The organism is Reinekea marinisedimentorum, assembly GCF_004341165.1.
Lineage (GTDB): Bacteria > Pseudomonadota > Gammaproteobacteria > Pseudomonadales > Natronospirillaceae > Reinekea > Reinekea marinisedimentorum.
Genome location: NZ_SLZR01000002.1, coordinates 320,461 through 342,715, shown reverse-complemented (window position 1 = coordinate 342,715; position 22,255 = coordinate 320,461). Strand labels below are relative to the sequence as shown.

At 52.0% G+C, this 22,255-nt stretch carries 16 protein-coding genes; 7 read left to right on the top strand and 9 right to left on the bottom strand.

Annotated features, from left to right (window positions below; all coding sequences use genetic code 11):
* Positions 1-9: 9 nt before the first annotated feature.
* The 9 genes from BCF53_RS03795 to BCF53_RS03755 all read right to left on the bottom strand — a co-directional run bounded on the left by BCF53_RS03795 (position 10) and on the right by BCF53_RS03755 (position 10,625).
* A complete protein-coding gene (locus tag BCF53_RS03795; protein WP_132700057.1) occupies positions 10-681 on the bottom strand; it encodes a hypothetical protein in 672 nt (223 codons plus the stop codon).
* A 26-nt stretch (positions 682-707) separates the two neighbouring features.
* Positions 708-1,664: a hypothetical protein gene (locus tag BCF53_RS03790; protein WP_132700055.1), complete on the bottom strand. Its 957-nt coding sequence runs from the start codon at positions 1,662-1,664 to the stop codon at positions 708-710.
* A gap of 59 nt (positions 1,665-1,723) precedes the next feature.
* Positions 1,724-2,269 (bottom strand): cytochrome b, encoded by a 546-nt coding sequence (locus tag BCF53_RS03785; protein WP_165901800.1) that lies wholly within the window; start codon positions 2,267-2,269, stop codon positions 1,724-1,726.
* Positions 2,270-2,385: 116 nt separating this feature from the next.
* On the bottom strand, positions 2,386-3,135 hold the full coding sequence (locus BCF53_RS03780) for a C-type lectin-like domain-containing protein (protein WP_132700051.1): 750 nt from the start codon (positions 3,133-3,135) through the stop codon (positions 2,386-2,388).
* A gap of 202 nt (positions 3,136-3,337) precedes the next feature.
* Positions 3,338-3,661: a hypothetical protein gene (locus BCF53_RS03775; RefSeq protein WP_132700049.1), complete on the bottom strand. Its 324-nt coding sequence runs from the start codon at positions 3,659-3,661 to the stop codon at positions 3,338-3,340.
* A gap of 25 nt (positions 3,662-3,686) precedes the next feature.
* Entirely contained in the window at positions 3,687-7,517 is a 3,831-nt protein-coding gene (locus BCF53_RS03770; RefSeq protein ID WP_165901799.1) for a pilus assembly protein, read from the bottom strand.
* A gap of 348 nt (positions 7,518-7,865) precedes the next feature.
* The gene (locus BCF53_RS03765; RefSeq protein WP_132700045.1) at positions 7,866-9,266 is read right to left on the bottom strand and encodes a sensor histidine kinase; all 1,401 of its coding nucleotides are present in this window, start codon (positions 9,264-9,266) and stop codon (positions 7,866-7,868) included.
* The gene (locus BCF53_RS03760; protein WP_132700043.1) at positions 9,263-9,949 is read right to left on the bottom strand and encodes a response regulator transcription factor; all 687 of its coding nucleotides are present in this window, start codon (positions 9,947-9,949) and stop codon (positions 9,263-9,265) included. Before BCF53_RS03760 ends, BCF53_RS03765 begins: the two co-directional genes overlap by 4 nt.
* A 172-nt stretch (positions 9,950-10,121) precedes the next feature.
* Positions 10,122-10,625 (bottom strand): SixA phosphatase family protein, encoded by a 504-nt coding sequence (locus tag BCF53_RS03755; protein WP_132700041.1) that lies wholly within the window; start codon positions 10,623-10,625, stop codon positions 10,122-10,124.
* Positions 10,626-10,700: 75 nt separating this feature from the next.
* Between BCF53_RS03755 and BCF53_RS03750 the strand changes: the two genes are divergently transcribed.
* From BCF53_RS03750 to BCF53_RS03720, 7 genes are all read left to right on the top strand, one after another.
* On the top strand, positions 10,701-11,036 hold the full coding sequence (locus BCF53_RS03750; protein ID WP_132700039.1) for a hypothetical protein: 336 nt from the start codon (positions 10,701-10,703) through the stop codon (positions 11,034-11,036).
* A gap of 204 nt (positions 11,037-11,240) precedes the next feature.
* Entirely contained in the window at positions 11,241-12,683 is a 1,443-nt protein-coding gene (locus tag BCF53_RS03745) for a circularly permuted type 2 ATP-grasp protein (protein ID WP_132700037.1), read from the top strand.
* 14 nt (positions 12,684-12,697) lie between these two features.
* Positions 12,698-13,642, top strand: a complete 945-nt coding sequence (locus BCF53_RS03740; protein ID WP_132700035.1) for an alpha-E domain-containing protein — start codon at positions 12,698-12,700, stop codon at positions 13,640-13,642.
* Positions 13,639-16,977 (top strand): transglutaminase family protein, encoded by a 3,339-nt coding sequence (locus tag BCF53_RS03735; RefSeq protein ID WP_132700033.1) that lies wholly within the window; start codon positions 13,639-13,641, stop codon positions 16,975-16,977. The genes BCF53_RS03740 and BCF53_RS03735 overlap by 4 nt, the downstream gene beginning before the upstream one ends.
* A gap of 26 nt (positions 16,978-17,003) precedes the next feature.
* A complete protein-coding gene (locus tag BCF53_RS03730; protein ID WP_132700031.1) occupies positions 17,004-19,595 on the top strand; it encodes a circularly permuted type 2 ATP-grasp protein in 2,592 nt (863 codons plus the stop codon).
* Positions 19,592-20,479: a transglutaminase family protein gene (locus BCF53_RS03725; protein ID WP_132700029.1), complete on the top strand. Its 888-nt coding sequence runs from the start codon at positions 19,592-19,594 to the stop codon at positions 20,477-20,479. The genes BCF53_RS03730 and BCF53_RS03725 overlap by 4 nt, the downstream gene beginning before the upstream one ends.
* Before the next feature lie 132 nt (positions 20,480-20,611).
* Positions 20,612-22,225, top strand: coding sequence for a methyl-accepting chemotaxis protein (locus BCF53_RS03720; protein ID WP_132700027.1), 1,614 nt, complete (start codon positions 20,612-20,614; stop codon positions 22,223-22,225).
* Positions 22,226-22,255 lie beyond the last annotated feature (30 nt).

Genomic DNA, 22,255 nt, shown 5'->3' with positions numbered 1-22,255 from the left:
TGTATGACCTTACACAGGTTTTCCAAGTTTGTGAAATAGATTGATGGCCGCCTGCACGCCCAGGCGGGGGCTGCTGTGTATTGGTGTGGTAGTTGTAGTCAGGCGTTCCGCGCCGGCCATTGACGCCTGTGCCAGCACCACAACGTCGTAACCTGCTGATTGCTCATCAACTGCTTTGCTGATGAGCCTGTTGTAGCAGTCGGTATCACCGGCAAGGAAATACAGCCAGGCGTTTTCAACCACTCGGTAACAGATTTCCGGGGAGCAGGCGTGGTTCTTTGCCGAGGTTTCCAGTAACGAGCGTGTTGGTTTCAGAGTACTTTCTAGGGCTGCAAGCACCAGAATCCTCGGTTGCTGGGCGGCGATATCGGCCATGGCCCGGTCAATACGCATGATGTTTTGGCCGTGGCTGTGTGCTACCTGCTCAGCGGCAGACCCGATAGAAGAGCAGGTACAGACGGTTAGCACCGCGTCGTTCGTTACAGCAAGTAACGCATCTTTGACGTTATTGAAGAGTGCCTCGTCTTCACCGAATTGCTGTGCATGCAATAGCAATGACTCGTTCACGGTGTGATGCACGCTAAGCTCTGGCGCAAGCTCCTCCATGAGTGTCTGAAAGGTCGCTATATGCGCCCGACCGGTATGAAGAAAGGCAATGTGATGTTGCTTTGGCTGCGCCATAATTGTTTCTGCTCCTGGTACTTTCGTTACTCAACCCGATAGTGTACCAACACCAGGTTATCGAGAATCAGGTTGCTGCTCCAGATGAACTCAGCACCGGCACCGGTGAATTTTTCCACAAAGTTCAGGTAACCATTTTTATTGTTCACACCGATGGTTGCTTCGGTATAGGTAACGGCCTGAGGCCAGTCGGATGAATCGAAGCCTTCGTTCATCCAGCCCATTGGCTGCGGCCAGTGAATGCCGTAGCTGTTTGCATTGCTGGCAGGTTTTGTTGAACAGCCGGAAGAGTCCCTGACTGTGCCGGTTTCTTTCAGGCAGGATAAATCGTATATCGGCGCTGTGTAGAATGCCTGGGCTTTCCAGTCCGCTCCGGTGACGGTGCCGTCGCTGAAGCTGGCGATGATGCCACCATCGCCTGGTGAGTAACGTGAACCCCGACCGGCTTCAGAACCGATGCCGAGGTTTTCCTCCCAGTCGATCAGTTTAAAGGCGATGTCATACGGCTTACTCACCTTGAACTTAACAACGCTGCTGTTAAAGGGTGTAAAAGGAACGGCATCAACACCGACAAGTACACCGTTGATGTAAAGCTCAAAGTAATTGTCGGCAAAAATGTAGCCGGTAATTTCGTCGCCATCGTCATCAATGGTAACGACTGGCACGTTACTCAGGTTGACCTCACTCAGGCTGTCGGGCGTATTGCCTGAGCATTCGTCGTACAGGTTGGCGGCATGCTGCGCAGTTGAAAAATTGTTGCTGGCGGGTACCGTCCAAACGCTTCCGGATGCGCCGGTAATTTCACCCATTGCCGCAGTTCGGCCACTGGATTGTTCGCAATTAAAGGTACGGGTGTTTGTCGTCGTTGCTAGTCCAAAGGTGACATCGCCGGTGCCCTGATAAGCACTGGTGTTGAAGGAATCTGCAGCGCAGACGAAACCAAGGGCTAAACACGGTGCAAAAGATATAAGTATCTTGTTCATGGGAATATCCCGTTAGTTGACATGATTGAAAGGTTACCATCGGTGCCTGTGGTGGTGATCTAATACTTATTTCCAAAGCCGAGCATGCGTAACGTGGTGCCGTCTTTGTTAACGACTTCATGTTTGATTGCCGCCATAGCGTGCGCAACGACTACCGCAATAAGCACGTACTTGGCTGCGCCGTGGAGGGTGTAGCCCAAATCCGATAACCATTCAATCTGTAGGTCGGTTTGTGGAATAAAGGGCAGGCCGAATACAGTAACTGAATAGCCGAGGCCAATTGAAATCATCAGGCCGGAAATGGGGATCAACAGTGTTGCGAACAGCAACAGACCGTGTGTTGAGGCGGCGGCAATTTGCTGCCAGCGTGGCATATTGCCCAGTGATTCCAGTTTTCCTTCCCTGGTGCGCCAAATAACCCGAACCACAGCGAATGCGAGGGTGAGAACACCGAGTGCCTTATGAATATTCATCAGGGTGTGTTGATCCGGCCCGCGTTCCATACTGGTAACCAGGATGCCGAGTGTAGCGGTGCCGATCATGCCGAGTGCGACTAACCAGTGCAGAATAATGGTAGGGATTGAATGCCGTTTATAACTGGCCATTTGATTTTCCTTTTTCATAAATGAGGGCGCGAAATATGGGGCAGTGGAAACACTATGTTCAAAAAATGAGCCCGAAGGCTCAAAGAACTGCAGAATGATTGAATGTGACTGCGCGGTTAATTAGGTGCAGATTCAAATTCGATAATGAAGGCGTAGGAGCGTCCCGGCAGCCGGTCTTTACCGTAAGTTCCGACATCATCCATATAGTCACCCCAGGTCGGTACCGGCAGGTTCATTTCGCCAAAACCCATGACGCGCTGGTTCGAACTATCTCCGGAATCGTTTGGCTGATCATTCGGCCGAGGGTCTTTATCGTATATGCCGTCGTCCAGATTCACTGCCCAGTTGGAATAAGTCATTGCTTCGCCGCTCAGCCATGTCCAGCCGCCAGCCGGTTCTGCTGAACCCTCGGGCTGATAGCCGCCAAGGAAAGGGCCGATGGTAATTTCATAGTGGTTTGTCCTGCTGACACCCTCTATGTACGCAGGGAATTGCCAGAAATATTTCATGTCGTTCACCTGCTCGAAGATAAACGCATTCTCTTCGGCTGAGTTAATAGATGCGAGGTAACCACCTGCATCGTCAGCCAGGTGCGCGGCCTGATACCAGTTAACGTTGCCGTTTTCCACGTAAACAACCTGGTAAAAATGAGTCGTACCGTCGGCGTTGGTAAACTCGAGTACGTCTGATTTTTCGTAAACAAAATCTGCCGGTGCGTTAGACCATTCAAAGAACTGGAATGCCGACGAGACGGTAAAGTCAACATCGTTGATGGTGATAACCTGGGTGTCGCTGGCTGCCAGTGTAATGCCGGAAACAGAAGCAAGAGCGATAGCCATTGCAGATGTGATAAGTGTTTTTTTCATAGCTGGTTCTCCGTGAAGTTATGCCCGTAAGTAGGATGTGGCAAATAGTACGTTCACGAAAAACCAAGAGGTTTAGAAAGGGTATAGAGAGGCTAACTTTAGCGCGTTAAGCCCATGTTTTGTCTGTTTGCTGACGAATAAGGAAGGATTGTGCAAGGCTGCAAACACATTGGCCTGTTTGCAACCTCGAACGACCCAGCTATTACATCGCCCGCTTCACTGACCGGGCTGTTTCTTCATCAGGCACAATGAGGATTTGTTTTGCCGTCATTCGACCAATGTTGTCGCTCTGGTAAGAAATTACCAGCCAGTCGCCTGGGCTGAGCGATTTCAGGCTGAGCCGTTCGTCGCTTTCGTAATCCTGAATGATGGTGAAATTGGTGTAGTAATAGACCATATCATCACCCCAGAAGTAGCCCTCTGAGGTATCCAGTGACGTGAACTGATCAATGGTCTCGCCCGCGCAGACGAGTGTTGTGAGCAGCGCAGCTGCACCTGCCAGCGTGAGTTTTTTTAACATATTCATAGTTAGTTCCTGAGTAAGTTCTGTATCACAGTTCGCGCCATTCCCAGCGGCCATAAAGCTCGCCAGAATCCCGGTAGGTGGTACTGACACTGGCATCGGATGTGTTTGAATAGCAGGTTTCGGAACCGTCACCCAAAGACACACAAACGGGCATCGATATGATGAAATCATCCACGTCAGAGCGGCCACTGCTGGGCACAGTGCCGTAGGTATCTGAGAGGATGTAATCGTCCTCATCAACATCGCCATCACCGTCAACATCCAGAACCGGAGTCGAATGACGTGAGCCGCTGCTGGCAATCAGCTCCATATACCAGCTGTTACCGCCATAAGAGCAGGGGTCGTCACTGGGGATGACGGTGACAAAAATCACGCTGTCGTCGCGTAACAGTGCATCGGCCACTACGCGTTCGCCTTCACCTTCGGTGTTGCCATCTTCGGTGTTGTAGAGATCTAAATACCAGCCAAGATGGGTGTCGTAATTGCCGTCGCCATCTTCATCGTCATTGGGGACGCCGCTGTCTTCATGCCAGCTGATGCTGTAATTGGTGGTAATACGTTGTTTGTCCACCAGGTCATCGTTGTTATTGAGGTCATCCTCATTTTCCGGTGACAGTTCTTCAACAATTTCCTGCTTAAGCAGATGGGTGCGGTCAAACTCTTCGGATGTGCCGTCGTCTTTATCCCAAATGGCGTAAAAAGTTTGAATGCCCTTGTTGCTGTTGTCATCGTCAAGGAAGTAACTGCCGGTACCAAAGTAAAGCAGGTAGCCGGTCGAAGATGAGTTAAAGCCAATGATTGGTTTAACGGTGATGGACTGTCGGTTTGTGGTATCGCATTCATCTTCATTGCAGGCGGTGAACAATGGCATGTTGTCACCACTGTCTTTCAGTGCAACGTCCCAGTCGTCGGTGTTGTCTGAGGAAATATCAAACTTCCATAGATTGCCTTCGAAGTCGCCGGCATAAACGTAATCAGCCTGGGCATCACCATCGGTGTCCAGAGTGACGGGGCTGGATAATCCATTGGGTGTGGCAAGTTCGTTTACGCCGGTATCAATCTTTTTAATCAGCGCGCCGGTTTCCAGATTTACAACGTACAGTACGGCGGTGCCGGTACCAGGATGACCGTCTTCTTCGTTATTGTTATAGCCGTTACCGAAAATGGCGACCCAGTTGCCGTTATCGTAAGACTTTGCAATGGTTGGCCGGCTGAAGGTGTAACCCAGGTCGTCATCGCCGAGCTGATTGCCATCGTCATCGATGCTGCTACTGTCGTCGTTGAACTCCCAGAGCACATTGCGGGCAGCGGCCGTTTCGGTGCCGTCGAAACTGTCCGGGTCGGTAACATCGAGTGCATAGACGCCTTGACCGCCAGCGTTCAACCCGGCAACCAGCACTGAGTGCCATTCATTATCGAAGTAAGCATCGCCGATATAAGGTGAGCCATCGGCGTAGTAGGCATGGTTGTAGGTGTCTTCGTCTGCCAGGTATTCAAAGCGGTCGTAAAGCATGGAAGGTACGTAGGCAAACAGTTCCTGACCAAAGTCGGCATCGTCGGTATCCGGGTTTACCTGAAAGGCGTGCAGCATGCCGTCGTTGGCGCCGACATAAAGCATTGGCGTTCGGTAATAGGTAATGCCGCCGTATTCAAAATCGTTGCTGTCGTCACCATCGGGGTCAGTGCGATAGTCGCTGTAGGCGTCATCTTCCAGATCATCGTCGTACAGGAAAATCGGGTTTGCCAGATAGGCGGGAGCCGAGTTGATGATGTCTCCCAGATAGTTATCGGTATCGTCACTTTCCCAGCTGCCTCGCTCGCGGAAACTGGTGCCTTCTAAACTGTCTTCTCCGCGTATGTATTCCAGCAGGTCTTCTGAACCGATTTCTGTTTGCTGATCGCTGCTGATGGCGTCGTCGCCGGAACTGTCTTCCCACACGAAGGGCACACCATCAAGCGTTTCGGTATTCCAGCTGATGATGGTGCGCTCATAATCTTCCGGAATATAGGAGGCAACGACCGGGTCTTCGGCCAGCGAGCCATCGCTGTCGATGGCGTAGCCATAGATGCGGCCGATCCAGTCAGAGCTGTTGAAAGAAGTAGTGTAGAGCATCGTTGTTGACGTGATGGAGCCGGTGGTCACACTCACCGCAGAGGCCGCTGAGTTTCGGCCGTCGATATCGTCAATCGCACTTTCGAGAGATTCAATCAGTTCATCCGGGTCTTGTGCGTTTAAGAATAATCCCCGGCCATTATAGGCTGCATGCCAGACATCATCGATGGTCGTCGCGGAACTGGATGAGGGGGTTGGCCAACCTGGAAAATAGTCAGACTCTATGTAGTCGTTGACCGAATCGATGGTTACGTCTTCGTTGTTTGTGAGGCCGATATAGCTTTCCCAGTCGTCATAATTTAAAGAGCCGGACACACCAAACGCAACCATGTAGGTGACCATGTGTTGTGCGGTGTTTTCGTCGTAGCTGTTGGTAGGGACTGAATCATCCAGGGTGGAGTCGAGGTCAGTCTCGTAGTAGTACATGGCGACGTCGGCCAGGGTATTGCTGACACCTGAGTATTCGTCGGCATAGTAGCCGCCGTCCCAGTCGGAGTCGTTATTGCTGTCTTCGTTGCCGACTGAAGGGTCACTGCCGTTCCAGAAACCATCGGTCATCATGATGGTGAAGTTCTGCTGGCAGGAGCCGCCCTCATCTTCAGAGAGTATCGGGCTGCTGCTGTCTGAGGTTCCGGCAAAGTAATTGCCGGCATTGACCAGCGCGCTTCGTAACGGCGTTGTACCGCTGGAGCCAATCTGAAACATATTTGCCAACAGGGCGTCTTTGTTATCCGCTGCGTCGTCATCGGCGGACAGGGAAATGTCATCGACATCCTTAATTTCGGTGGTGTACTTATCCCAGATGGTGGTAATGCCCATGCGCTGAGTGGAATCGGTGATGATGTCGGAAAGCGCAACTTTGACTACCCATTTTCGTTTGCGGTAGTAGCTATACCAGTTGGCAAAATTGGTCTGCTCATCGTCATCCATATCGTTGGCGTAGGTGAACCAGGTCGCCAGAAATTCATTTGCTGTCAGGCTGTCGCTGCCGACGGTCACTGTGTCACCAATCAGGTCGAGGTTAGGGCATTCCAGTTCACTTTCGACACCGCCGTTGCCGAAACGGGTGTCTGCATCGGCGCTGACATAACCATCGAAGGTGTCATTGCCGTTCAGGTCTATAAAGACGTCCAGTTCGTCGTCACCATCAAGGTCTGTGTATTCATCAAGATAACCGTCCCCATCAAGATCGTTGAATCGCATGTAGCCATAGCCGATCGTCGTGGAGGTTGACGAGCTGTTTTTATCCTTACCCCATCCGCTGTTGGTCGTGGTTGTAATGGTGCTTTCAGAGGTTAGGTTTGTTGTGCTGCTGGTGTTGTATGGGTTGGCGTTATTCGCGGCAGTGATCTTTTGATCGGCAAAGTCATTGCCGGATGAGTCTTCACCGACCCAGGGGCTGTAGGTTTTATCCGGATCGTAATAGAGTGAATTAAAACCCGAGCAGGCTTCCATTACCGTAAGTTCATCACTGAAGTCGATCATACCAATACTGTTGGTTTTACTGGTTGCACTAATACCAAAGTTGTCAACGGCTCCATCGGTATAAATCGTCTCTGCAGTCATCGAACCGGAGTCATCAATAACAAAATAAATATTCGATTGCACACTGCTTTCCAGAAAGAGTGGCGTGTCGGAAATCGTCAGTGTCGTTGCCGAAACCATACTGCCTAATAGAGCGGCCCCGGAAAGATACCCGGATTTAATCAGGATGTTTATAAGTGACTTTTTTTGCAGCATCATTATGGCTCTGAGAGTTAGGTTGTTGAATTTCCCATGGCCAAAAAATGGCTTGCAGGGATTCAATGCCAATAACATTTCAGCGGTTCCGTGCTGACGGTAGGGTTAACGATTCGTCCTGAAGGGGTCTGTAAAAAACGCCGTAAGTTCAGCTTATTTTCGTCATTGAACAGGCGTTTTTTTGTAATTGGCTTTCGCAGAAGATGCTAGCATGGGCTATGACAAGGTTATTTTTGCTTGTACTGCAATTCCGATAAAAACCTTGATAAATGCTATTTTGATTTTATTTTCTGCTCAGCTAGTCATGAGGAAATGCACAATCGAAGGGCTGCTTATCAAATTGGTTAATATCTAATGAGAGGCGTCGGCAGGAAAACAAATACGAATGGTAAGTCCCTTTCCCAATCCTTCTGAAGCTGCAGAAATAAGCCCGCCCTGTGCTTCAACCAATGCCTTGCTGATCGCTAAGCCGAGACCTTTATTACCTGTCTTTGCGGAGCGGGATGAGTCTGCCTGAAAGCTGCGGTCGAACAGGTTGGCAAGCACCGACTGTTCAGCACCGATGCCGTTGTCTTTAATGGTTATGCAGAGCGAGGTTTTGTTTTTAAACAGGGTGATGTCTATCTGGCCGTGTGCGGGTGTAAAGCGCAGCGCGTTACTCAGTATATTGCCGATTACCTGTTCCATTCTATCGGGGTCGAGCTGTAACGTTTCTGGCTTATTCAGCTCATTGCTGTAATGAATGTGGATCTTCTTTTTTTTACTGGCCTGCGTAAAAGATTTAACGCAGCTGGTTAGGATGGCATCCGGGTCAACCGGTTGCCGGTTCATTGGCAGATTGCCATCATCTGAGCTCGCCAACAGGCTCAGGTCTTTTATCAACCGGCGCATGCGCTCAGCTTCATTGGCAATGATGTGCAGTCGCTCTTTGGTCAGCTCCATATCGCCATCCAGTGCCGTTTCAACGTAACCGGAAATGATCTGTAAGGGTGTGCCGAGGTCGTGACTGATGTCTGCCGTAAACTGCGTGCGTTTGCTGATCAGGGAATGGATGTCGTCACTCATTTTGTTAAAGGTTTTTACCAGCCGGGAGATCTCATCATCGCCCTGCACGGGAATCTGCTGGTTAAAGCGCCCTTGCGCCATCTTTTCGCTGGCCGAGGTCAGTGCCTGTACCGGTTTTGAAATAATCCGGCTGAATAGCAGCGCCAGAAGCGTGGCCAGAATCAGGCTGGCAATAATCGCAATAAGCAAAACCTCATTGGTGCGCTGCAGAAAGATCTGCTCTTCAGAAGCGAGCGTGATGCCAACGGTTTCTCCGGGCACAATATAGGCGACGGTCTGGTGATCCAGCTGAACCGGAATGGCGTCAGTCAGGTAGGCATTCGGGACAATATCGTCTTCCCGAAAATCCAGAAAGCGGATCAGTACCCGGTTGTCTGCGCTGACTACGCCATGCGATTTCAGTATTTGAGAGGATTGATCTTCCGGGCTGGTTTCGCTGCTTGCCAGTTGCTTGGCCTTAGGTGGGTGTAAGGAGAAAAAATAGCGCTGAAATCCCTGCCAGGATTGTTCAGCGCGATACCAGTTGAGAACCTCGTCGTGAATTTCATTCAGGTGCGAATCGTGAATCAGCTGCGCAACGCGCTGTTCGCCACCTAAGCGAATCAAGCCGTAGATAAGCGATGAGCTGAAGAATGCAATCAGCAAATAAGAAAGCATCAGTTTGTTGCGTAGCGATAAATTTTTCATTCGGTAATCCGCATGCGGTAGCCAACGCCAAAGACCGTTTCAATGCGCGTCTGGTCGTTACCCTGTTGTTCAATTTTACTGCGCAGGTTGCGTATGTGAATTTTCAGCGTTGATTCGGAACCACTGCAACCTTGGTCGATCAGGTGCATGCACAGGTCGGCCTTGCTGACGGTATGTTCGGCTCGGTTTGCCATCAGTTCAAGCAGGTGAAACTCGGTGGTTGTTAAATCGATCTTCTTGCCGGCCAACTGCACCTCATTGTTGGCTCGGTTGATCTTCAGCTGACCCACGTTCAGCTCTTCCCGGTCAATCTTGGCAAAGCGTGAGCGACGCAGAATGGCCTGAATGCGCATAGAGAGCTCGCGAATGCGGAAGGGCTTGACGATGTAATCGTCGGCGCCGAGCTGGAAGCCTTTAATTGCATCATTCTCATGTTGTTTGGCGGTAATCATGATAACCGGCACATCCGAGGTTCGGCGGATTTTCTGCAAAAACTCAAAGCCGTCCATTTCCGGCATCATGATGTCGAGCAGAACGATGTCGGGGCGAAAGCTTTCCATCAGGCGTAATGCGACCAGACCGTTTTCGGCCTGCTGTACTTCAAAGTTCTGGCTGGCAAACACATCGGCCAGCAGGGTGGTGACTCCGGGGTTATCATCAACCACCAGTAGGCGTTGCTTCATAGAATCGGTTCTCTGATTAATTGATGCCAATTTTAACGTCTTTGCGCGCCCAGTTGTTTAGATTGGGTTAAAGGCACCTCTAATAACTCTGATATATCTCTGGCCTTCAGGAAAAACAGCTGACTAGGCGCGGTTCGCAGCGAATGTCGAGACCTTTGCAAGAAATCGCTGTTCACTTTTCAGCGAAGTCTTTTGGCCTTAAGAAGTAGGTCAGTCTGAAGGTGTGCCAGGCTAAGTCGTTCCAGTTCTGCAGATCGGGGTCAATCAGCTGAACATAGCCACAGGTTGGAATATTGTTCAGGTGGGCACCGGTGAGCTTGTTGCAGAAGTTCAGCAGTGCCGGGTTGTGGCCGATAATAACAACCTCGTCCATGTCATCGCTTAGGTTGCGGCACCAGTCGCGAAGCTCTTTATGGTGAAAGCAATATAAGGCATCACAGAGCGTCCAGCTGATGTTCTGTTGCGGCAGGTTGTGAGCAATCAGCTCAATGGTCGTGCGGGCACGCAGTGCCGGGCTGGAATAGACGTTCTTTAATGAACAGCCTGATGCCAGTATATGCGGTGCCATTAACGGGCAGCTGCGCAAGCCCCGGCTGTTTAATGGCCTTTCAAGATCACCCAGATGCGGGTTCTCCCAGCTGGATTTGGCGTGGCGAATCAGGTGTAGGGTTTTCATGGTTACAAGTACTTTTCCTGAAACTGTAGTACAAAAATTCGGTCATACAGTAAAGAAGCTTTAAAAGGGTGTGGTGTGATCCGGTTATATGAAGCCTATCTGGTGTTTGTTGGTGTTATCTGGCTGGGCAGCCTGACTGAGCTGAATGGTGGTGGTTTGTGGCCGCTTAACCTGGCGGCCAGCTGTGCTTATCTGAGCATTATTCTGCTTGAGCTGATCCGGCGGAAACGTCGCCGCTGGTTTAATGTTGGCGTCATTCTCAGTGGTGTTGTTATTGCCGGTGTCGCACTGGTGGATTACTTCATGGCGCCGGCGGAGGTTTATCTGCATTGGCTGGATTTAGCCGTACTGTCGCTGGGTTTGCTGATAATCCTGCTTCGTTTTTATCTTTTTCGTTCCTTGACATTCTGAATCGCTATTTATCCTTGTATTTGTGGTGAAACTAATCTGCAATGAAGTTGGTTTAATAATTGCTGATTTTGCTATTAACGAAGAATTCTCTATTCGTATCCGTCACTTAGTGAGCTAGCTGGCTTCACTGGGGAGACTCGCAGAATTACAGTCATTCGCCTTTACCCGGATGAATTACAAAAAAGTTTTCAAGGCAGATTTAAGATGGATAACAGTTGGAATAAGTATCAGTCGGATCAGTTTTATGACGAGCTGATCCAGGAAGACCGCAAGCCCAGAAAAGCAGCTGAGCAATTGGTCAATTATCTTTCGGGGCTGGAGCAGGACGAGCTCGACCAGCGTAAACAGATGGCCGAGGCCACTATTGCCGAGATGGGGGTGAGCTTCACGGTTTACACCGACGAAGGCAATATCGACCGGGCCTGGCCATTCGACATTCTGCCGCGCATCATCAGTGGAGAAGACTGGAAAGTCGCCGAAGCCGGTTTAAAGCAGCGGCTCACCGCGCTGAATATGTTTATTAACGATCTGTACAACGATCAGAATGTACTTAAAGACGGCATTATTCCCGAGTACATCATCAAAGAATCGAAAAACTTCCGGCCGGAATGTGTTGGCATGACGCCTAAGTTTGGGGTTTGGGCACACATATGCGGCACCGATTTGGTGCGCGCAGGCGATGGCCAGTTTTATGTCCTGGAAGATAACCTCCGGGTGCCTTCCGGTGTTTCCTATATGCTGGAAAACCGCGCGATCACCAAACGGGTTTTCCCGGAGCTGTTTGAAAACGACAACATTCGCCCGGTGGGTGACTATCCATCACAACTGTTTGACCGTTTGGCCTCGCTTTCCCCGCGCGAAGTGGAAATGCCGGAGATCGTGGTCTTAACGCCGGGTATCTTTAATTCCGCCTACTTTGAACACGCCTTTTTAGCTCAGCAGATGGGTGTCGAGCTGGTTGAGGGCAGCGACCTGTTTGTGGCCGATGATGATTGTGTCTACATGAAGACCATCCATGGGGCCGAGCAGGTGGATGTTATCTACCGCCGCATCGACGATGAGTTTATGGACCCGGAAGTATTCAACAAAGAATCGGTGCTGGGCGTGCCCGGTCTGATGCGCGCCTGGCGTGCCGGAAATGTAGCGCTGGCGAATGCGCCGGGCGCAGGCGTGGCCGACGATAAGGTCGTGTATGCCTATGTGCCAGAGATCATCCGCTATTACCTGAATGAAGAGCCGATTCTGCCGAACGTTGAAACCTTCCTGTGTGAAAACGAAGAGCAGCGCGAATACGTGCTGGAAAATCTCGATAAGCTGGTGGTGAAACCGGCCAATGAATCCGGCGGTTACGGCATGCTGGTCGGCCCGCATTCCACCAAGAAAGAGCAGGCAACCTTTGCCAAGCTGATCAAAGCCAACCCACGGAATTACATTGCCCAGCCAACGTTGAAGCTTTCAACAGCGCCCACGCTGATTGCCAAAGGTACCATTGAACCCCGGCATCTGGATTTGCGACCCTTCATTCTGCAGGCCGATGAAAGTTATGTCACAACCGGTGGCTTAACGCGTGTAGCATTGAAAAAGGGCTCGCTGGTGGTGAATTCATCGCAGGGCGGTGGCAGTAAAGATACCTGGATTGTCGAATAAGGGAGTGTCAGATTATGTTATCCAGAGTTGCAGAACGAATTTATTGGTTGGCCCGCTACCTTGAGCGAATTGAAAATACCGCCCGACTGGTCAGTGTATACGACAACCTGCTTTATGATTTACCGCGTGGAAACAGCATTTCCTGGTACAACCTGATCGTTATCAACAGCGGCACCGAGCAATTCCATGAGCGCTATAAAGTGAAGAGTGAGCGCAACGTGGTCAAGTTTTTGTTAGCTGATGACGACAACTATGCCTCACTGATGTCTTCTATTCGCATGCTGCGCGAAAACGTACGCACCTCGCGCGATGTGATTCCATCAGAGACCTGGGAGCTCACTAACGAGCTTTACATCTATGTACGCGAGAATATCTCGCAGGGTGTGAATCGCTCCAAGCGTCATGAGTTCTTGACGCATGTGATCGAGTCTTGCCAGATGATCACTGGTTTATTGGTCGGTGCCATGGCCCGGGATGCCGGCTGGAACTTTATGATTCTCGGTTGCAACATTGAGCGCGCCGATATGACCACCCGGATGCTGGATGCCGGAACATTCCTGGCGATGGAACCGTTTGAAGAGTCCAATGTGAATTTAACCCAGGTGATCTGGTCGAAGGTTCTGCGCTCACAAAGCGCCTATTTAACCTATCGTCGTACGGTGCGCCGGGCCATTCGCGCATCGAATGTTGTGAACTACCTGCTTAACGATGAGCAGTTTCCGAGAACCTTCTATTACTGTGTCGAGCAAATGGACCGAGCGGCCAAGTATCTGCCAAGAAGCGCAAGCGTGCGAACCGTGCTTAAGGATATTAAAAGCCTGAAATACGTGATCGAAAGCTCTCAGGATTTAACTGATGACTTCCGCTCTTATCTTAACGAATTGCAAATAGATTTAATTAAGCTCAACGAAGTTATCGTTGAAAACTGGTTTGCCTTCAAAGAGGAAGACGCCGCATGACCATTCGTGTCGCTCTGCAGCATAAAACAAGCTACAAATTTGACCGCTTAACTAATGTATATCCACATATCCTGCGTCTGCGTCCTGCACCGCATTCGAGAAATCATATCCACAGCTATTCTCTGAAGGTAACCCCGGAGCAGCACTTTGTTAATTGGCAGCAGGACCCGTTCGGTAACTATCAGGCACGGTTGGTATTCCCGGAAAAAATTAAGGAACTGAAGTTCGAGGTGGAAGTGATCGCCGATATGACGGTGATTAACCCATTCGACTTTTTTGTTGAAGAGTACGCAGAGAAATTTCCGTTTGAGTACGACGAGCAACTGGCGGGTGAGTTAACCTCCTACCTGAAGGTCACTGAAGACGGCCCGCTGCTGAATGAATGGGTAGATTCGATTGACCGCAAAGAAAGGACGACCAATGACTTTCTGGTTGAATTAAACCAGCGTCTGGCCAGTGAAATAGGCTATGGCATTCGTTTGGAGCCGGGCGTGCAAACACCCGAGGAAACGCTGACCCTGAAAAAGGGCTCTTGCCGCGATACCTCCTGGCTGCTGGTGCAAATTCTGCGCAAACTCGGTTTGGCGGCTCGCTTCGCTTCCGGTTATCTGGTGCAGCTGACTTCAGATGTTAAATCACTTGATGGCCCTTCCGGCCCTGAAGAGGACTTCACCGATTTGCACGCCTGGTGTGAGGTTTACTTACCCGGCGCTGGCTGGGTTGGCTTAGACCCGACCTCAGGCCTGTTTGCCGGTGAAGGTCACATTCCTCTGGCCTGTACGCCAGAGCCGGCCTCCGCAGCACCCATTACCGGTGCAACCGGTGAATGTGAAGTTGAGTTTTCCTACTCCAACAATGTTTACCGCATTCATGAAGACCCGCGTGTTACTAAGCCTTACATAGATGGTGAGTGGGATTACATCAATGCGCTGGGTAAGTCCGTTGATAAAGAATTTAAGAGCAATGACATCCGCCTGACCATGGGCGGTGAGCCGACCTTTGTTTCGGCAACGGATATGGATTCAGACCAGTGGAATACTGCAGCTCTGGGTGCCGATAAGCTGCGTCTGGCCAAAGATTTGTTGCTCCGGCTTAAAAAGCGCTTCGCTCCTAAGGGCGTGGTGCATTACGGCCAGGGTAAGTGGTACCCGGGCGAGGAAGTACCCCGTTGGGCTCTGGGCTGCTACTGGCGCAAAGATAAGCAACCGCTGTGGAAAGAAACCCGCTATCTGGCGCGCGCCGATAAAGACTATGGCTATACCACCAAACAGGCGCAGGCATTTGGCATGTTGCTGACTAAGGTGCTGAGTGTACCGAAAAAGAGCTTGCGGCCGGCTTATGAAGATACCCTCTACTATCTGATGCAGGAGCAGAGCCTGCCGGAAGAGCTGGACCCGCGTTCGGCCGATCTTTCCAATGATTTAGAGCGCCGACGCTTAGCCCGCCTGCTGACCAAGGGCTTGAATAGCCCCACGGGTTATGTGCTGCCACTGGCCTGGGATGACACAACGGAAAGCTGGCAAAGCGATTACTGGAAGTTGCGCCGTGATCTGATCACGCTGATTCCGGGTGACTCCTCAATGGGTTACCGCCTGCCGCTGAACTCGCTGGCACCGATGCAGGAGCATGAGTTCACGCCTGAGCGCGATCCGTTTGAACCGCTGGAAGATCTGGCTGCGCACGGCGACGCTGAATCGATCCTCATCCATGATAAAAAGCCGGAACCGGCAGGTGAGAAGAAGGTACTGAAGCCAACCATACGCACCAGCCTGTGCTTGGAAGTGCGTGAAGGCCGCTTGCATTTGTTCCTGCCGCCACTGACGCATCTGGAGCACTACGTTCTGCTGCTGGAAAAAATTGAGCTGGTGGCGAAGAAGCTGAAACTGGCGGTGGTTCTGGAAGGCTATGAGCCACCACGCGACCCGCGTCTGATTGGCTTCCAGGTAACGCCTGATCCGGGTGTGATTGAGGTGAATATTCACCCGTCTGCGAGCTGGAAAGAGCTGGTCCGTAACACCGATGTGCTTTACAAAGAGGCTTATCTGTCCCGCCTGGGTACTGAGAAATTCATGCAGGATGGCCGTCATACCGGCACCGGTGGTGGTAACCACATTACCTTGGGTGGCGCCACGCCGGCAGACAGCCCGTTCCTGCGCCGCCCGGAAATACTGCAGAGTTTCGTAACCTTCTGGCAGCATCACCCGGGCTTGTCTTACCTGTTCTCCGGCATGTTTATTGGCCCAACATCACAGGCACCACGCCCGGATGAAGGCCGCGATGAGATGCTTTACGAAATGGAAATCGCGTTCCAGCAGATGCCCAAAGGCACCATCGAGCAGCCCTGGGTGGCTGACCGGCTGATGCGTAACCTGCTGATCGATATTACCGGTAACACCCACCGTTCCGAGTTCTGTATCGATAAGCTCTACGCCGCCGGCACGGCCAGTGGCCGTCAGGGTATTCTGGAGTTCCGTGGCTTTGAAATGCCACCGCACCCGCATATGTCGCTGGTGCAGGCGCTGCTGATTCGCTGCCTGCTGGCCCGGTTCTGGAAAGAGCCCTATAAAAAGCCATTGGTACGCTGGGGAACAACGCTGCACGATAAGTTCATGCTGCCGCACTTTGTCTGGAATGATGTCAAAGAGGTGGTGAAAGACCTGAACGAGCATGGCTACCCGTTCAAGCTGGAGTGGCTGGTGCCGTTTGAAGAGTTCCGCTTCCCGCATTACGGCCGCCTGCAGCTGGATGACATTGAACTTGAGCTGCGCTGGGCGATTGAGCCCTGGCATGTGTTGGGTGAAGAGGTTTCTCAATCCGGTACTTCACGCTATGTGGATTCGTCCGTTGAGCGTATGCAGGTGAAGTTAACCGGTATGACGACCGACCGCTATGTGCTGGCGTGTAATGGCCGTCGCGTGCCGATTAAGTCGACCGGTGTGAAGGGTGAGTATGTGGGTGCTGTTCGCTTCCGTGCCTGGGCACCGCCGTCTGCACTGCACCCGATGCTGGGCGTTGATACGCCGCTGGTATTCGATCTGATCGATACCTGGAATGGCAAGTCAATTGGTGGCTGTACTTACCATGTGTCGCACCCGGGTGGCCGTAGCTACGACAATTCGCCGGTGAACGCTTATGAAGCCGAAGCCCGCCGAATTTCCCGTTTCTGGGATCATGGCTACACTCAGGGTCGGATTGAGCCGAAGCCGGAATTCGATGCCTTGCGTGATTTCTTCCCAAACCACAGAGAGCCATTTGCCATGAAACCACCGGTCGAAGAACCGGCAGGCGAATATCCTCATACACTTGACCTGCGGAAGCAGTATACTAGTTTCTGATAATCACGCGACGCAGTGAACATTCTATGCAAGATCAAAAGCAAGGCTTACCATCCGGTAAGCCTTTATTTTCTGACAACAGTGAGATTGCCTCCTGGTATCAAACACCTGACCAGGCGTTTGATGAGGTATTTCTAAACCCCGGCGAGTCAAAACCGCATTGGCGATATTTTGTCGACAGCATGAACCGGGCAGGGTTAACCCAGTTCGCCGACCGACAGCGAAAAGCCCAGGATATACTCCGGGATGACGGCGCAACCTATAACCGCACTGAAAATCCGCTGCAAACCAGTACCTGGTCGTTGGACCCGTTTCCGTACCTGTTAGGCAGTGAGGAATGGACGCGACTGGAAGCTGCGATGGTCGAGCGCTCGCAGCTGATGAATCTGATCCTGAAAGATATTTACGGTGACCGTGAGCTGATCAGGCGCGGCATTGTGCCGGCGGAGGTCATATACGGGCACCCGGGCTTTTTACGCCAGTGTCAGGGTGTTTCGTTGCCGGGGGAAAACCAGCTGCTGATGCACGCAATGAATATGGTGCGTGGTCTGGATGGCGAATTTACCGTCGTTGGTGACCGAACCCAGGCACCGACCGGCAGCGGCTATGCGCTGGAAAACCGCCGGGTATTGTCTCGGGTTTTACCGGATATGTTCCGCGACAGCAATGTACACCGGCTGTCGCATTATTTTTATCGCCTACGGCAAACGCTGACCTCGCTGGGTCGCCGCTTGAACCCCAACCCCCGGGTGGTGGTGTTAACGACCGGCGCCAACAGCAGCAGTCACTTTGAACAGGCTTACCTGTCCAATTACCTCGGCTACAGCCTGGTTCAGGGCACCGACCTGACCGTGCGTAATGGCCGGGTGTGGCTGAAAGCCCTGGGTGGCCTGCAGCAGGTGGATGTAATTCTGCGCCGGGTTGACGACGTTTATTGCGATCAGGTGGAGCTGTCCTCCGGTGGTCGCGGTGGTGTACCAGGCCTGCTGGAAGTGGTGCGTGAGGGTAATGTCATTGTCGCCAATCCGCTGGGCTCCGGCATTCTGGAAACCCCGGCCCTGCTGAAGTTTTTACCGCAAATTGCTCAGCACTTCCTGGGCCACGATCTGGCCGTCAAATCGGTTGAATCCTGGTGGTGCGGTGATACCGATGACTACGCCTATGTCACCCATAATCTGAGTAACCTGATTATTAAGCCGGCGGTACGGCGCGATAACAGCCGAAGCATTTATGGTCGGGAATTAACCGAAGAGCAGAAAGCCCAGCTGCTGGTGCGCATTGCCCGCAACCCGCATCTCTATGTGGCGCAATCTTATCTGAAGGCCTCACACAGCCCTACCTGGCAGCAGGGTAAGATTGTTTCCTGCCCAACCATCATTCGTACCTTCACGGTTTCGAATCTCGATTCATACTTTGCCATGCCCGGCGGCCTGGCGCGTGTTACCAAGCAGCATGCGGCACAGGAGTACGTCGACACCCGGCATGAGGTAAAGAGTAAAGATATTTGGGTGCTGTCGGATGCGCCTGAAACCTATTTCAGCCTGATCGACGAGCACCAGGATATTCTGACCGATATCGACCTGCAGAATAACCTGCCGAGCCGCGTTATCGAAAATCTGTTCTGGATGGGGCGATATTCCGAACGTGCGGAGACCGTCATTCGGCTGTTGCGTACCGTCTTTCATCAGCTTCAGGACAGCGACCCGTTGCCAGAGGCTTCGCGTGACGTACTGTTGAAGGCTCTGTCTGTGCAGACCGGCAGCTTACCGGGCTTTTGCGCAGAGGGTAATGCTGCCATCAAAAATGCCGATGCAGAGCTGATCTCACTGATTATTGATGGCAATCGCCCGGGTTCAGTCAAGGCCAACATCAACTCGATGCTTAACTGCAGCGAAGAAGTGCGGGAGATGCTTTCTGCCGATACCCGTAAGATTGTCAACGATCTTCGTGATGATATGGGCCGCCTGGAAAAACTGTTCGCCAAGGGCATGCCAACCGCACCGCAGGAAGCGCTGGACGATATCGTCACCTCACTGCTGGCGCTCTCCGGCTTGAACCACGAAAGCATGATGCGCGGCATCGACTGGCGTTTTCAGGCGATTGGCCGGCGCGTTGAGCGGGCGATTCAGACTGCAACCCTGTTGCAGTCAACACTGACCGAAGGCTTAAGCGCCTACGATATGCAGCGCGTGCTGGAATCCGTCCTGCTCAGTGTTGAGGCGCTGATTTCATTCCGTCGCCGCTACCGAACCCGTTACGATGTTTACTACGGGCTGGATTTACTCATGCTCGATGAAACCAACCCGCGCTCACTGTTCTACCAGATTGATGCCCTGAATAAGCACACCATGAGGCTGCCACGCTCCACGACCTCTGCCCGGGCTATGAGCCACGAGCTTAAGGTGCTGTCGAAGTCGCTGGCCGATATGCAGCTGAGCGACCTGCACGAGCTTTCCGGCCTGAGTGAAAAAACCAATCGCCGCGAAAAGCTGGATGAACTGATGCAGACCCTGATCCATCAGCTCGAACAATACACCGGCTTCATCAGTGATAAGTACTTCGATCATATGACCAAACCGCATCAGATCTTCAGCCCGAACTGGGAGTTGGAAGCATGAAATACCGAGTTCGCCACCTAACCGAATATCAATATGCTGCGCCGGTAACGCTGTGCTACAACATCGCGCACCTGTTGCCGCGCAATACCGATCGACAGCGGATTAAATCGACCCGTATCTCGGTTTCTCCAACGCCGGCGTATCAGCGCAGTCGTCGTGATTATTTTGGCAATACCAGCTTTTATTTTTCCGTTCAGGAGCCGCATGAGAAGCTGGTGATTGATGTCAGCAGCGATATTGAAGTCAGTCGCAGCAATGTGGTTGGTGCGCTGGATACCAGCCCAACCTGCCGTGATTCCATTGCCCTGCTGAAGCGTTCGGAGCGGCCGGAATACATCGAAATCAAAGAGTTTCAGCTGAGCTCGCCCATGATTAAAAAGTCGAAGGAGCTGGCAGATTTCGGTTGGCCGCTGTTTGCCGCAGACAAGCCTTTGCTGCGTGCAGCGATGGATTTAACGACCAAAATCTTTGACGAGTTTACCTTCGACCCTACCTCCACCACGGTGGCAACACCGCTGGCGGAAGTGATCGAGAACAAGCGTGGCGTCTGTCAGGATTTTGCCCACTTTCAGGTGGGCGTGTTGCGTTCACTGGGCTTCCCGGCGCGTTATGTCAGCGGCTATATCGAAACCCTGCCACCGCCCGGTCAGGAGCGCCTGGTCGGTGCCGATGCCTCTCACGCCTGGGTATCTCTGTTTATCCCTGAGCTGGGTTGGGTTGATTTTGATCCAACCAACAACAGCATGCCCGATGATCAGCACATCATCACCGCCTGGGGGCGTGACTATTCCGATATCACCCCATTGCAGGGGGTCATCTTTGATGGCGGAGACAGTCAGAGCCTGAGTGTCTCCGTTGATGTAGCGCGCAGGTCTGAGCAGTAAACCGAATAAAACCCCTTTTCCGTTAAACGGCGATGCCGGTGCCGGGTCAATATCCGGCGCTATCTGGCTTTGAACTCGTGGGGCTTGTCATCTACGCTCAGTTAAACAGATTCAATAACTGAGTATAGATCTATGAAGTCGATTCGAATTTCTCAATTGCTGCAAATCTTTGCCGCATTGTTTTTGGTATTAATCGCAGTGCAGAGTGTACTCATGCTGAAGCAGGGCAAAACCCTGCGTGAGGATCTGCTGTACAACTCTGAAATACTGATTCCAACCGTGCAGCTGGTTAACGATGCCCGTTTCCATGCGGTGCAGGTACAGCAATGGCTGACAGACATCAGCGCGACCCGCGGCCAGAATGGCCTTGACGATGGCTTTGATGAAGCTGCGCAGTCGGCGGAGGGCTTCCGCCAGACCATAAATCGCTTAATCCAGCTGAACCCGGAAAACCAATCTGCATATCGGGCATTGTTGCCTGCATTTGATGCCTATTACCAGGAAGGCATCACCATGGCCAATGCCTATATTGAAGGCGGCCCGGCGCAGGGTAATACCATGATGGCGAGTTTTGATACCCGCGTTGTTGTCATCAACGACGCGCTGGAAGGTTTGTTCGAGGCGCTGCAAAGCAGCATTCAGACGGATATAGACCATGAGCTCAGCGATATTGCCCTGAGCAATACGCTGGTATACCTGTTTGCGGCATGCTTCCTGATTATGCTGGTGCTGCTGCTAGTGGTGGGGCAAACCCGAATCGTCGCCCCTGCACGTTACCTGTCGGTCGAGCTGCAGGCTATCGCAGCGGGCGATTTCTCCCGCAAGGTACAGACCAGCAATGATGACGAGTTCGGCCAGATATCCCATGCCGCAGCCGATATTGTCAATCAACTGGGCGAGTCACTGAGGGCTATCACCTCTGCCGGAATGCAGGTTTCAGCCTATGCTCACGCACTGACCTACGTGACGGACGATGTTCAGCAGCAATCGGTTAAACAGTCTGAAGGAACCGATGTCGTCATCAGCTCAATAGACCACCTCACCGCTTTAGGCCAGAGTGTTGCGGTTGAAACGACCCAAGCGTCTGAGGTTTCCAGCGAAGTAAAAGTACAGGCGGAAAAGGGTGACAAGCTTCTGGAAAGCTCGCTAGTGTCTGCGCAAGAGCTGGCTGAACGGATGGACAGCGCCAAGAGCACCGTCAATGAGCTGGCCGAAAGCAGTAACAAAATCAGTGATGTTATCTCTGTGATTCAGAGTATTGCCGAGCAAACCAACCTGCTGGCGCTGAATGCGGCCATTGAAGCGGCCCGGGCCGGTGAGCAGGGCAGGGGCTTCGCCGTGGTTGCCGATGAGGTAAGAACGCTGGCATCGCGCACTCAGGATTCTGTCAGCCAGATTGAATCGATGATTCAGGATTTACAGAACAAGGCGAACGAAACCGTTCAGCTGATCAGCAGAAACCAGGAGCAGGCAGCACAGAATGCCCAGGCCGGTCAGGATGCCAGTGAATCGCTGCGGCTTATTTTCTCTTCAATTGATGAGCTGGATCGCATGAATCAAAACATTAAATCGGCGACCGAGTCACAGGCCGGCAGCCTGCAGGAAGTGATTAACGTGGTGGCGGAATCTAAATCGTTGTCCGAGCGCTTTAAGCGTAATTCCGAGCAGTCTGACCGGTTCAGCAAAGAACTGTCGGCTCAGGCAAAAGCCTTCAGTGATCTGGCCTCTCGGCTGAGCGTCTATTGAGCGGCCAGTCGTAGTGTTATCTGCTTAATT

Bases quoted from the DNA above. Each gene is read 5' to 3' on its own strand.
- BCF53_RS03795 (WP_132700057.1), bottom strand. From the start codon at position 681: ATGGCGCAGCCAAAGCAACATCACATTGCCTTTCTTCATACCGGTCGG.
- BCF53_RS03790 (WP_132700055.1), bottom strand. From the start codon at position 1,664: ATGAACAAGATACTTATATCTTTTGCACCGTGTTTAGCCCTTGGTTTC.
- BCF53_RS03785 (WP_165901800.1), bottom strand. From the start codon at position 2,269: ATGGCCAGTTATAAACGGCATTCAATCCCTACCATTATTCTGCACTGG.
- BCF53_RS03780 (WP_132700051.1), bottom strand. From the start codon at position 3,135: ATGAAAAAAACACTTATCACATCTGCAATGGCTATCGCTCTTGCTTCT.
- BCF53_RS03775 (WP_132700049.1), bottom strand. From the start codon at position 3,661: ATGAATATGTTAAAAAAACTCACGCTGGCAGGTGCAGCTGCGCTGCTC.
- BCF53_RS03770 (WP_165901799.1), bottom strand. From the start codon at position 7,517: ATGATGCTGCAAAAAAAGTCACTTATAAACATCCTGATTAAATCCGGG.
- BCF53_RS03765 (WP_132700045.1), bottom strand. From the start codon at position 9,266: ATGAAAAATTTATCGCTACGCAACAAACTGATGCTTTCTTATTTGCTG.
- BCF53_RS03760 (WP_132700043.1), bottom strand. From the start codon at position 9,949: ATGAAGCAACGCCTACTGGTGGTTGATGATAACCCCGGAGTCACCACC.
- BCF53_RS03755 (WP_132700041.1), bottom strand. From the start codon at position 10,625: ATGAAAACCCTACACCTGATTCGCCACGCCAAATCCAGCTGGGAGAAC.
- BCF53_RS03745 (WP_132700037.1), top strand. From the start codon at position 11,241: ATGGATAACAGTTGGAATAAGTATCAGTCGGATCAGTTTTATGACGAG.
- BCF53_RS03740 (WP_132700035.1), top strand. From the start codon at position 12,698: ATGTTATCCAGAGTTGCAGAACGAATTTATTGGTTGGCCCGCTACCTT.
- BCF53_RS03735 (WP_132700033.1), top strand. From the start codon at position 13,639: ATGACCATTCGTGTCGCTCTGCAGCATAAAACAAGCTACAAATTTGAC.
- BCF53_RS03730 (WP_132700031.1), top strand. From the start codon at position 17,004: ATGCAAGATCAAAAGCAAGGCTTACCATCCGGTAAGCCTTTATTTTCT.
- BCF53_RS03725 (WP_132700029.1), top strand. From the start codon at position 19,592: ATGAAATACCGAGTTCGCCACCTAACCGAATATCAATATGCTGCGCCG.
- BCF53_RS03720 (WP_132700027.1), top strand. From the start codon at position 20,612: ATGAAGTCGATTCGAATTTCTCAATTGCTGCAAATCTTTGCCGCATTG.